General features: G+C 67.0%; 8 protein-coding genes. 3 read left to right on the forward strand and 5 right to left on the reverse strand.

Features of this window, described 5'->3' with window-relative positions:
- Positions 1-25: 25 nt before the first annotated feature.
- Positions 26-2,782, reverse strand: a complete 2,757-nt coding sequence (gene acnA, locus ACZ0AE_RS09200) for an aconitate hydratase AcnA (protein ID WP_448133585.1) — start codon at positions 2,780-2,782, stop codon at positions 26-28.
- 287 nt (positions 2,783-3,069) lie between these two features.
- On the opposite strand from acnA, the gene ACZ0AE_RS09205 reads away from it, so the two are divergent.
- The 3 genes from ACZ0AE_RS09205 (at position 3,070) to acnB (ending at position 6,347) form a co-directional block, all read left to right on the forward strand.
- On the forward strand, positions 3,070-3,294 hold the full coding sequence (locus ACZ0AE_RS09205; RefSeq protein WP_038688544.1) for an AbrB/MazE/SpoVT family DNA-binding domain-containing protein: 225 nt from the start codon (positions 3,070-3,072) through the stop codon (positions 3,292-3,294).
- Between the two features lie 7 nt (positions 3,295-3,301).
- Positions 3,302-3,700: a type II toxin-antitoxin system VapC family toxin gene (locus ACZ0AE_RS09210; RefSeq protein ID WP_038688541.1), complete on the forward strand. Its 399-nt coding sequence runs from the start codon at positions 3,302-3,304 to the stop codon at positions 3,698-3,700.
- A 61-nt stretch (positions 3,701-3,761) separates the two neighbouring features.
- Complete coding sequence (acnB, locus tag ACZ0AE_RS09215) at positions 3,762-6,347, forward strand: bifunctional aconitate hydratase 2/2-methylisocitrate dehydratase (protein ID WP_038688539.1); 2,586 nt, start codon at positions 3,762-3,764, stop codon at positions 6,345-6,347.
- Positions 6,348-6,590: 243 nt separating this feature from the next.
- On the opposite strand, the gene ACZ0AE_RS09220 is transcribed toward acnB, so the two are convergent.
- Genes ACZ0AE_RS09220 through ACZ0AE_RS09235 form a run of 4 tightly spaced genes read right to left on the reverse strand, consistent with a single transcriptional unit; the run spans position 6,591 to position 11,439 of the window.
- The gene (locus tag ACZ0AE_RS09220; RefSeq protein ID WP_463600899.1) at positions 6,591-7,661 is read right to left on the reverse strand and encodes a protein-glutamate methylesterase/protein-glutamine glutaminase; all 1,071 of its coding nucleotides are present in this window, start codon (positions 7,659-7,661) and stop codon (positions 6,591-6,593) included.
- Positions 7,658-8,254, reverse strand: a complete 597-nt coding sequence (gene cheD / locus ACZ0AE_RS09225) for a chemoreceptor glutamine deamidase CheD (RefSeq protein WP_038688535.1) — start codon at positions 8,252-8,254, stop codon at positions 7,658-7,660. The genes ACZ0AE_RS09220 and cheD overlap by 4 nt, the downstream gene beginning before the upstream one ends.
- Positions 8,251-9,114, reverse strand: a complete 864-nt coding sequence (locus ACZ0AE_RS09230; RefSeq protein ID WP_038688533.1) for a CheR family methyltransferase — start codon at positions 9,112-9,114, stop codon at positions 8,251-8,253. Before ACZ0AE_RS09230 ends, cheD begins: the two co-directional genes overlap by 4 nt.
- A gap of 54 nt (positions 9,115-9,168) precedes the next feature.
- The gene (locus ACZ0AE_RS09235; protein ID WP_463600900.1) at positions 9,169-11,439 is read right to left on the reverse strand and encodes a methyl-accepting chemotaxis protein; all 2,271 of its coding nucleotides are present in this window, start codon (positions 11,437-11,439) and stop codon (positions 9,169-9,171) included.
- Positions 11,440-11,541 lie beyond the last annotated feature (102 nt).

Genomic DNA, 11,541 nt, shown 5'->3' on the forward strand with positions numbered 1-11,541 from the left:
CAACGGTCGGGGCCTACCGGGGTGGTCAGCCCTTGGCTGCCAGCTGGCGCAGCACGTACTGCAGCAGGCCGCCGTGCTTGAAGTACTCCACTTCCTTCGGCGTGAGCAGCATCACGTGCACCTCGAAGGTTTTGCGGGTGCCATCGGCCTTGGTGGCCGTTACGGTGGCCGTCTTGCTGGCGCCATCGTTCAAGCCGGTGATGTCGATGGTCTCCGAGCCGTCCAGGCCCAGGCTCTGCGCGTTCTCGCCGGCCTTGAACTGCAGCGGCAGTACGCCCATGCCCACCAGGTTGGAGCGGTGGATACGCTCGAAGCTCTCGGTGATCACGGCCTTGACGCCCAGCAGGTTGGTGCCCTTGGCCGCCCAGTCACGCGACGAGCCGGTGCCGTATTCCTTGCCGGCGAACACCACCAGCGGCACGCCGTCGGCCTTGTACTTCATGGCCGCGTCGTAGATCGCCAGCTTCTGCGGCTCGCCACCGCCGGCGGGGAAGTACAGCGTGTTGCCGCCTTCCTCGCCCCCGAACATCAGGTTCTTGATGCGGATGTTGGCGAACGTACCGCGGACCATGACGTCATCGTTGCCGCGGCGACTGCCGTAGCTGTTGAAGTCGGCCGGCTGCACGCCGCGCTCCTGCAGGAAGCGGCCTGCCGGCGAGTCCTTCTTGATGTTGCCGGCCGGGGAGATGTGGTCGGTGGTGATCGAATCCCCGAACAGGCCCATCACCCGCGCGCCGTGCACGTCGTCGACGTGACCGACCTGCATGGTCATGCCGTCGAAGTAGGGCGGGTTCTTGATGTAGGTCGATGCGCCGTCCCATGCGTACAGGTCGCCGTCCGGCGAAGCGATGGTGTTCCAGCGGGTGTCGCCCTTGAACACATCGGCGTAGTTCTGCTTGAACATCTCCGGCCCGATGGTCGCGGCGATCACATCGCCGATTTCCTTGTTGCTCGGCCAGATGTCGCGCAGGTACACCGGGTTGCCGTCGCGGTCATTGCCCAGCGGCTCGGTGGTGAGGTCGATGTCGGTGGTACCGGCAATCGCATAGGCCACCACCAGCGGCGGGCTGGCCAGGTAGTTCATTTTGACTTCCGGGTGTACGCGGCCTTCGAAGTTGCGGTTGCCCGACAACACCGAGGTCACCACCAGGTCGCCAGCGGCGATGCCGGCGCTCACTTCGGCCGGCAGCGGGCCCGAATTGCCGATGCAGGTGGTGCAGCCATAGCCGACCACGTAGAAGCCGATCTTCTCCAGCTCGGTAAGCACGCCGGCCTTTTCAAGGTAATCGGTGACCACGCGCGAGCCTGGGCCAAGCGAGGTCTTCACCCACGGCTTGCGGTCCAGGCCCTTGGCGGCCGCGTTGCGCGCGAGCAGGCCCGCACCGATCATCACCGCCGGATTGGAGGTATTGGTGCACGAGGTGATCGCGGCGATCACCACCGCGCCGTCCTTCAGGCGGAAACGCGTGCCATCCAGTTCCACATCGCTGTAGCCCTTGGCCAGCTGTTCGTTGCCGACCGCGGCGCCGCCGCCTTCGTTGACGAACTTGGACACGTCATCGTTGCGCTTGTCGCGGTTGGTGATCAGCCCCACCAGGCTGTCGCGGTAGTTCTGCTTGACGTCTTCGAGCAGCACGCGGTCCTGCGGCCGCTTCGGGCCGGCCAGCGACGGCTTGACCGTGCCCATGTCCAGTTCCAGCGTGGCGCTGTAGCTGGCGTGCGCGGTCTGCGCGTCGTGCCACAGGCCCTGCGCCTTGGCGTAGGCCTCGACCAGCGCGATCTGTTCTTCGCTGCGGCCGGACAGGCGCAGGTAGTTCAGCGATTCCTCGTCGATCGGGAAGATGCCGCAGGTGGCGCCGTATTCCGGGGCCATGTTGCCGATCGTGGCGCGGTCGGCCAGCGGCAGGTGCTGCAGGCCTTCGCCGAAGAACTCGACGAACTTGCCAACCACGCCGTGCTTGCGCAGCTGCTGGGTGACAGTAAGCACCAGGTCGGTGGCGGTGGCGCCCTCGGGCAGCTTGCCGGTGAGCTTGAAACCCACCACCTGCGGGATCAGCATCGAGGACGGCTGGCCGAGCATGGCCGCCTCGGCTTCGATGCCGCCCACGCCCCAGCCGAGCACGCCGATGCCATTGATCATGGTGGTATGGCTGTCGGTGCCGAACACGGTGTCGGGGTAGGCCACCGGCGTGCCGTCCTTGTCGGCGGTCATCACCACGCGGGCCAGATTCTCCAGGTTCACCTGGTGGACGATGCCGGTGTTGGGCGGCACCACCTTGAAGTTGTCGAACGCCTTCTGGCCCCAGCGCAGGAAGCCGTAGCGTTCCATGTTGCGCTGGAATTCGATCTTGCCGTTGAGGTCCAGCGCGTCGGGCGTGCCGAACACGTCCACCTGCACCGAATGGTCGATGACCAGTTCCGACGGGATCTGCGGATTGATCTGTTCCGGGCGGCCGCCCAGCTTGACCACCGCATCGCGCATCGCGGCCAGGTCGACCACGCAGGGCACGCCGGTGAAATCCTGCAGCACCACGCGTGCGGGCATGAAGGCGATTTCGATGTCCGGCTCGGCGGTCGGGTTCCAGCGGGCCACTGCCTCGATGTGGTCGCGACCGACCGTGGCGCCACCATCCTCGTGCCGGAGCAGATTCTCCAGCAGGATCTTCATGGAGTAGGGCAGGCGGGAGATGTCGAACTGCTGTCCGAGCTTGGGCAGGCTGAAGTAGTCGTAGGTCGTGCCGCCGACGTCCAGCTGGCTGCGGGTGGAGAACGAATCGCTCATGCGGGGTGACTCCTCTTGCGGATGGCTTGCGTTGGCCCGCCCGAGGCAGGCCTGCTTGCGTTCGCCGTTGGCCCATAGGCCCGGTGACCGTTCCAAGTATGAACGATTCAGCCGGCCTTCGGCCTGCGGCATCGGGTCTCAGGGTACATAGAGATATGTATCGCTGATGTCATGGGGACCTGCGTATCCTTTGGCCGGCAAGGCCGGGATGGGGCGTGGCGCGTCCTCGGGTGGAAGTATGCCCCCGGAAGTATGTATAATTTGTGCATACTTTGGAGGGCCTACCGATGGAAGCCACCGTTGCAGAACGCGGACAGATCACCTTGCCCAAGGCGGTCCGCGATGCGCTCGGCCTGACCAAGGGCACCCAGCTGAAAGTGGAACTGGACGGCAGCCGGATCATCCTGCGCAAGAGCGTGGACGACGCGATTTCGCGCGCACGCGGCAAGTTCGCCCTGGATGGCTTCGATTCGGCCCAGGCCGCCGTCGACGCGGTCCGCGACGCCGAGTGAGCCGCGCATGATTGCCGTCGATTCGCCGGTCCTGATCGAGCTGCTCAGCAACGGCCCCCAGGCCGACGCCGTGGAAGCCTGTCTGCGCCAAAGCCTGGTCGGAGGGCGCGTGGTGATCTGCGGCGTCACCCTGGCTGAGATCTGCGCCTCGCTGCGCGGCGGCGCCGAGGTGCAGGGCGCGCTGGAAGAAATGGGTATCCATTTCAGCCCGCTGGAGGCCAAGTCCGCATTGCGCGCCGGCGAGATGCACCGCCGCCACCGCCAGCGCGGCACCAGCAGGCGCGGGCTGGACGATTTCATGGTCGGGTCACACGCGCTGCTGCAGTGCGATGGCCTGATCACCTGGAACGATACGTTTTACCGCGACTACTTCAAGGGCCTGAAGCTGATCGTGCCGCACGCTTGAGCCCACTTATTCCACCGCTGTATTCAATCGCAGTCTTTTCAAAGAAATCCCGGGAGTTGTCATGTTGGAAGCCTACCGCCACCACGTAGCCGAGCGCGCCGCGCTTGGCATCCCGCCGCTGCCGCTGAACGCCCAGCAGACGGCCGACGTCATCGAACTGCTGAAGAACCCGCCCGCCGGCGAAGCCGAGTTCCTGCTGGAACTGCTGACCCACCGCGTGCCGGCCGGCGTCGATGACGCCGCCAAGGTCAAGGCCTCGTACCTGGCCGCGATTGCCCTGGGCAGCGAAGTCAATGCGCTGATCAGCCGCGAGCGCGCCACCGAACTGCTGGGCACCATGCTCGGCGGTTACAACGTCGCCCCGCTGGTGCAGCTGCTGGATGACGCCGTGGTCGGCGCCATCGCCGCCGACGCGCTGAAGAAGACCCTGCTGGTCTTCGACGCCTTCCACGACGTGCAGGAAAAGGCCAAGGCCGGCAATGCCAACGCCCAGGGCGTGCTGCAGAGCTGGGCCGATGCCGAATGGTTCACCAGCCGTCCGCAGGTGCCCGAAAGCCTGACCATCACCGTGCTCAAGGTGACCGGCGAAACCAACACCGACGACCTGTCGCCGGCCCCGGACGCCACCACCCGCCCGGACATCCCGCTGCACGCCCTGGCGATGCTGAAGAACAAGCGTGATGGCATCGAGCCGGAAGAAGACGGCAAGCGCGGCCCGGTCAAGTTCCTGGAATCGCTGAAGGACAAGGGCCACCTGGTGGCCTACGTGGGCGACGTGGTCGGTACCGGTTCGAGCCGCAAGTCGGCCACCAACTCGGTGCTGTGGTTCACCGGCGAAGATATTCCGTTCATCCCGAACAAGCGCTTCGGCGGCGTGTGCCTGGGTTCCAAGATCGCCCCGATCTTCTACAACACCATGGAAGATGCCGGCGCGCTGCCGATCGAACTCGACGTGTCGCAGATGAACATGGGCGATGTGATCGAGCTGCGCCCGTACGACGGCAAGGCCCTGAAGGACGGCGCGGTGATCGCCGAGTTCAAGGTCAAGTCCGACGTGCTGTTCGACGAAGTGCGCGCCGGTGGCCGCATTCCGCTGATCATCGGCCGCGGCCTGACCGCCAAGGCGCGTGAAGCGCTGGGCCTGGCCCCGACCGATCTGTTCCGCCTGCCGATGGACCCGCCGGATACCGGCAAGGGCTTCTCGCTGGCGCAGAAGATGGTCGGCCGCGCCTGTGGCCTGCCGGAAGGCCAGGGCATGCGCCCGGGCACCTACTGCGAACCGAAGATGACCTCGGTGGGCTCGCAGGACACCACCGGCCCGATGACCCGTGACGAGCTGAAGGACCTGGCCTGCCTGGGCTTCTCGGCCGACCTGGTGATGCAGTCGTTCTGCCACACCGCGGCGTACCCGAAGCCGGTGGACGTCAAGACCCACCACACCCTGCCGGAGTTCATCTCCACCCGTGGCGGCATCTCGCTGCGTCCGGGCGACGGCGTGATCCACAGCTGGCTCAACCGCATGCTGCTGCCCGACACCGTCGGCACCGGTGGCGATTCGCACACCCGTTTCCCGGTGGGCATTTCGTTCCCGGCCGGCTCGGGCCTGGTCGCCTTCGCGGCGGCTACCGGCGTAATGCCGCTGGACATGCCCGAATCGGTGCTGGTGCGCTTCAAGGGCACGATGCAGCCGGGCGTGACCCTGCGTGACCTGGTCAACGCGATCCCGCTGTACGCGATCAAGTCCGGTCTGCTGACCGTGGCCAAGGCCGGCAAGAAGAACATCTTCTCCGGTCGCATCCTGGAAATCGAAGGTCTGCCGGAGCTGAAGGTCGAGCAGGCGTTCGAACTGTCCGATGCCTCGGCCGAACGTTCGGCCGCCGGTTGCTCGGTGCACCTGAACAAGGAGCCGATCATCGAGTACCTCACCAGCAACATCACGCTGCTGAAGTGGATGATCGCCGAGGGTTACCAGGACGCCCGTTCGCTGGCGCGCCGCATCGAGAAGATGGAAGCCTGGCTGGCCAACCCGGAGCTGCTGGCTCCGGACGCCGACGCCGAGTACGCCGCCGTCATCGAGATCGACCTGGCCGACATCCACGAGCCGATCGTGGCCTGCCCGAACGATCCGGACGACGTCAAGACGCTGTCCGACGTGGCCGGTGCGGCCATCGACGAAGTGTTCATCGGTTCGTGCATGACCAACATCGGTCACTTCCGTGCGGCGGCCAAGCTGCTGGAAGGCAAGCGCGACATCCCGACCAAGCTGTGGGTGGCACCGCCGACCAAGATGGATGCTTCGGAGCTGACCAAGGAAGGCCATTACGGCACCTTCGGCACCGCCGGCGCACGCATGGAAATGCCGGGCTGCTCGCTGTGCATGGGCAACCAGGCGCAGGTGCGCGAGGGCGCGACGGTGTTCTCGACCTCGACCCGCAACTTCCCGAACCGTCTGGGCCGCAACTCCAACGTGTACCTGGGTTCGGCCGAACTGGCCGCGATCTGCTCGCGTCTGGGCCGCATCCCGACCAAGGAAGAGTACATGGCCGACATCGGCGTGCTGGATGCCAGCAGCAAGGACATCTACCGCTACATGAACTTCGACCAGATCGAGGACTACCAGGACGTGGCCAAGACGGTTGCTGCCTGATGCGTTGCCGGCCGATGGCCGGCAACCGGTAGCCATCGACCGTTGGTCGATGGGCTGAAAACAAAAAACCCCCGGTGAAAGCCGGGGGTTTTTCGTTGTGATGCGTAGATTCCGTAGCGCCGGGCGCTGCCCGGCTGCCGTTCGCGCGGACCGCCCCAGCCGGGCAGAGCCCGGCGCTACGTGATTCGGACGGCCGGGCAGAGCCCGGCGCTACGTGGCTGGTGGTGTGCCGCCGGGCATGCGTTATGCGCGCGCCATGGCCATCAGCCGTTCGGCGATGCGTTCCAGCGGGACCATTTCTTCGGTGGCACCGAGTTTGTAGGCCGCGCCGGGCATGCCCCAGACCACGCTGGTGGCTTCGTCCTGCACCAGGGTGGGGGCGCCGGCGTTGCGCAGTTCCAGCAGGCCGCGCGCGCCGTCGTCGCCCATGCCGGTGAGGATCGCGCCGATCGCGTTGGCGCCGGCGCTTTCGGCCACCGAACGGAACAGCACGTCCACCGCCGGCTTGTGCCGGTTCACGGCCGGGCCGTCGTCGACGCGGCAGCGCCAGCGAGCACCGTCGCGGATGATGCGCAGGTGCTTGCCGCCGGGCGGGAGGTAGGCGTGGCCAGGCAGTACCGCTTCACCGTCGCTGGCTTCGCGCACGGACATCGCCGAATGGCGGTCCAGGCGTTCGGCGAACGGGGTGCTGAAGGTGGCGGGCAAATGCTGGGTCATCACCACCGCCGGCGCGTCGGCCGGCATGCCTTCCAGCACCACGCGCAGGGCTTCGGTGCCACCGGCCGAGGCGCCGATGGCGATCAGGCGGTCGGTGGTGCGGAACTGGATCGCGCGCGGCGTGGCGGCCGGGCCCACCGCGTCCAGGGTGATGCGCGGGGCGGTGGGGCGGGCGAGGGTACGCACGCGCGAGCGCGCGGCCATCTTGACCTTGCCGATGATCTCTTCGGCATAGGCCTGCAGCCCGCGGGCGACGTCGAATTTCGGCTTGGACACGAAATCCACCGCGCCCAGCGCGAGCGCCTGCAGGGTGGTATCGGCGCCACGCTCGGTCAGCGAGGAGATCATCACCACCGGCAGCGGGTGCAGCCGCATCAGGTTTTCCAGGAACGCCAGGCCGTCCATGCGCGGCATTTCGACGTCCAGGGTGATCACGTCCGGGGCCAGGCGCTTGATCTTCTCGCGGGCCAGCAACGGGTCGGCGGCGGTGCCGACCACCTCGATATCGCGGTCGCTGGCGAGGATCTCGCTGAGCATCTGCCGTACCACGGCGGAGTCGTCGACGATCAGCACGCGACAGGGGCCGGTCTGGGTCATTCGAACAGCTCCACGCCACCGGTGACCGGGGCCTTGGACAGGCGGGCGCGCACGGCCGATTCGGTGGCGGCCACTTCGGCTTCATGGGCATGCGGCAGGCGCTGCACGACCACCCGGCCGGTATCGGCGAAGAACCACACCTTGCGCGGATGGATGCCGCACAGATCCTCGGCCAGTACCGGGATGTGCTCGGCCTGCAGGTACTGGCGCACGAACTCGGCGTTGCGCGTGCCCACCGGGTTGCTGGTGAAGCCCTTCAACACGTTGGCGCCGCCGAACACCTTGGCTTCCAGGCGCTTGCGGTGTGCGCCGCGCTTGAGCAGGTCGTTGATCAGCAGTTCCATGGCATAGCTGCCATAGCGGGCGGGCGCGCCGTCGCCGACGTTGCCCTCGGGCAGCAGGAAGTGGTTCATGCCGCCGATCTTCAGCACCGGGTCGCGCAGGCAGGCGGCCACGCACGAACCGAGCGTGGTGGTCAGCGCGGTGTCGTCGTCCACCACCAGGTACTGGGTGGGCAACAACTTGGCGGCCGTTACCTTGAAGCGGCTGTCGAAGTAGCGCATCACATCGTCATTGCGGATCACGGCGTTCATACCGGGGCTCCGGGGGCGCGTTTGTACAACGTGCGCCCGCACGGCTGGATCAGGTCGGCGGCGTGCAGGTAGTTCTCCGAGTGGCCGGTGTAGAGCAGGCCGTCATCGCCCATGTGCTGGATCAGCCGCGACAGGATGCCGCGCTGGGTGGGCTTGTCGAAATAGATCATCACGTTGCGGCAGAACAGCGCATCGAACGGGCCGCCGACGTCGTACCGGCTGCTGAGCAGGTTGAGCGGGCGGAAGTCGATCAGGTCGCGCAGGGCCGGGTTGACCCGGCAGCTGCCTTCGTTGGGACCGCTGCCGCGCTGGAAATAGCGCTTCTTGATCGCCGGGTCCAGCCCGGACACCCGGTCGATGGCGTACACACCGCGGCTGGCGGTGGCCAGGACCTGGGTGTCCACGTCGGTGGCGAGGATCCGTACCGGCGGCTTGAGCGTGCCGAAGGCTTCGCAGGCGGTGATGGCCATGGAGTAAGGCTCCTCGCCGGTGGAGGCCGCGCACGACCACAGCTGCAGGGTGCCGTGGCCGGACCGCGCGCGCAGTTCGGTGTCGAGCTTTTCGAAGTGGTGCGGTTCGCGGAAGAACGCGGTGAGGTTGGTGGTCAGTGCGTTGGTGAACGCCTGCCATTCGTCGCCACCGTCGCGTTCGAGCTGATCCAGGTAGTCGTGGAAGTTGCGCAGGCCCAGCGCCCGCAGGCGCCGCGACAGGCGGCCGTAGACCATGTCGCGCTTGGCCGGTGCCAGCGAGATGCCGACACGCTGGTAGATCAGGTCGCAGACGCGGCGGAAATCACGATCGGCGAACTCGAATTCGCGGCCGTTCTGGGCGGTGGTGGCAGGGGCAGAAGGCGTGGACACGGGCGGACTCGAAGGAGGGTGGGGAGGCGGCGGCCGGGTGGCCACCGCGAAGGCTCAGAACTCTTGCCAGTTGCCGTCGTCCGGCGTGGTGCGTGGCGCGCGCGGGGCGGGCGCGGCACGTACCGGGCTGGGCGCGGCCGAACGGGCCGCAGGCCGTGCCGGGGCGGGCACCACCACGCGCGCGGTGACCGCGCTGACGGCGGCGGCCACGTGGTTGTCCAGGCGGAAGATGGCCACGGCGTCGGACAGCTGGCCGGCCTGTTCTTCCATCGCGCGCGCTGCGGCGGTGGCTTCCTCGACCAGTGCGGCGTTCTGCTGGGTGGTCTCGTCCATCTGCACCACGGTCTGGTTGACCTGGTCGATGCCGGCCGACTGTTCCTGCGAGGCCGCGGAGATCTCGGCCATGATGTCGGTCACGCGCTGCACCGAGGCGACGATCTCGCCCATGGTGGTGCCGGCCTTGCGCACCAGCGCCGAGCCGTCGGCCACGCTGGCCACCGAGTCGTCGATCAGGCCCTTGATCTCCTTGGCCGCACCGGCCGAGCGCTGGGCCAGGGTGCGCACTTCGGAGGCGACCACCGCGAAGCCGCGGCCCTGTTCGCCGGCACGCGCGGCTTCCACGGCCGCGTTCAGTGCCAGGATGTTGGTCTGGAAGGCGATGCCGTCGATGACCGAGATGATCTCGGCGATGCGCTTGGAGCTGGCTTCGATCGCGCTCATCGTGGTGACCACCTGGCCGACCACCTCGCCACCCTGGCTGGCCACGCCGTGCGCGCCGATGGCCAGCTGGTTGGCCTGGCGGGCATGCTCGGCATTCTGGCGCACGGTGGAGGTCAGCTCCTCCATCGAGGCTGCGGTTTCTTCCAGGTTGGCGGCCTGCTGTTCGGTACGGCGCGACAGGTCGCTGTTGCCGCTGGCGATCTCGCCGGCCGCCTGGTTGATGCTGCCTGCCGCGGTCTGGATCTGCCCGACGATCTGGGTCAGCTGGGACACGGTGGCATTGGCATCGTCGCGCATGCTGGCGAACACGCCCTGGAAGTCGCCGTGCATGCGCACGGTGAGGTCGCCTTCGGCGATGCCCGAGAGCAGCTGCGAGAGCTTGCCCAGGTTGTCGTCGCTGACCTGCATCATCGCGTTGAGGTTGGCGATCATCAGGCGGAAGTCGTGGTCGAAGCGGGCGGTGTCGCCGCGCTGGCTGAAGTCGCCGGCCGCCGCCGCCGCGCCCAGACGCTTGATCTCGGCATTGATGCTGGCCAGGTTTTGCTTGACCGAATCGACGGTGTCGGTGATGGCCGCTTTCTCGCCGGGGTAGCGCGCGATCTCGGCGGACAGGTCGCCCACCGCGTAGCGCTGCACCACCTGCAGGACGTTCTGCATGGTCTGCACGTGCGCGCCGACCAGGGTGTTGGTTTCATGCACCATCAGCCCGTACTCGCCGGGGAAGGCGCTTTCGTCCATGCGGAAGCTGGTTTGGCCGGCGTCGTGGCGGCTGGCCATGTCGCGCTGGCCGCTGATCACCGCGTGCAGCTGCTGCTGCATGCGCGCCATGCTTTCCAGCAGGCGGCCCGGTTCGTCGTGGGGCTGGGCACCGATGCGGCTGTCGAGCTTACCGGCGGCGATGCTCTCGGCGACCTGGGTGGCCTGGCGCAGCGGCAGGGTGATGCGGTTGCCGATCAGCCAGCTCAGGGCCAGCACGATCAGCACCACGGCGCCGCCGCTGGCGGTCATGATGGCGGTGAACACCAGCGCCTGCTGCTGTACGTCTTCCATGTACACGCCGCTGCTGATGACCCACTGCCAGGGCTTGTACAGGCCAGCGTAGGACGACTTGTCGTACAGGCCTTCGGCGCCGGCCTTGGCCCACTTGTAGGAGACCACGCCGCCGCCTTGGCGGGCGACCTGCACCAGGTCGTGGAACAGCTGCACGCCGTCCTCGGAGCGGAACGCCTGCATGTCCTTGCCGATCAGGTCCTTGCGGAACGGATGCATGAGCACGCGGTACTGGGTGTCGTAGACGCTGTAGTAGTAGGCGTCGCTGTCGGCGCGCATGCGCGCGAGCGCTTCCAGTGCGGCAGCCTTGGCGGCCGGTTCGGTCAGCTCGCCGGTTTCGGCCAGGCGATGGTAGTGGTCCAGGATGCCGTAGGTGAGCTCGACCTGGATCTTCAGGCTGTCCTTGCGGGTATCGGTGAGGTCCAGGTACTGCATGCGCGCGGCGATCACGGCCAGGGCGATGACGCCGACGGCGATCAACGCGGTGAGCAGGTTGAGCTTGCGCCTGACGGACAGGTTGGAGAAGTACTGGTTCCAGCGGCTGATCAGATTCATGGGCAGGGCATCATCTTTGGTCGACGAACGTGTCGCGGCAATGCTGTTATCGGCCAAAGGCAGCGGCTATTGAGGGTGGGTGGCTGAGCGTATTCAGGTTGG

This window comes from Stenotrophomonas sp. AC248 (assembly GCF_979258185.1).

Excerpts from the sequence above, each read along its gene's own strand:
- acnA (WP_448133585.1), bottom strand. The coding sequence starts at position 2,782 with ATGAGCGATTCGTTCTCCACCCGCAGCCAGCTGGACGTCGGCGGCACG.
- ACZ0AE_RS09205 (WP_038688544.1), top strand. The coding sequence starts at position 3,070 with ATGGAAGCCACCGTTGCAGAACGCGGACAGATCACCTTGCCCAAGGCG.
- ACZ0AE_RS09210 (WP_038688541.1), top strand. The coding sequence starts at position 3,302 with ATGATTGCCGTCGATTCGCCGGTCCTGATCGAGCTGCTCAGCAACGGC.
- acnB (WP_038688539.1), top strand. The coding sequence starts at position 3,762 with ATGTTGGAAGCCTACCGCCACCACGTAGCCGAGCGCGCCGCGCTTGGC.
- ACZ0AE_RS09220 (WP_463600899.1), bottom strand. The coding sequence starts at position 7,661 with ATGACCCAGACCGGCCCCTGTCGCGTGCTGATCGTCGACGACTCCGCC.
- cheD (WP_038688535.1), bottom strand. The coding sequence starts at position 8,254 with ATGAACGCCGTGATCCGCAATGACGATGTGATGCGCTACTTCGACAGC.
- ACZ0AE_RS09235 (WP_463600900.1), bottom strand. The coding sequence starts at position 11,439 with ATGAATCTGATCAGCCGCTGGAACCAGTACTTCTCCAACCTGTCCGTC.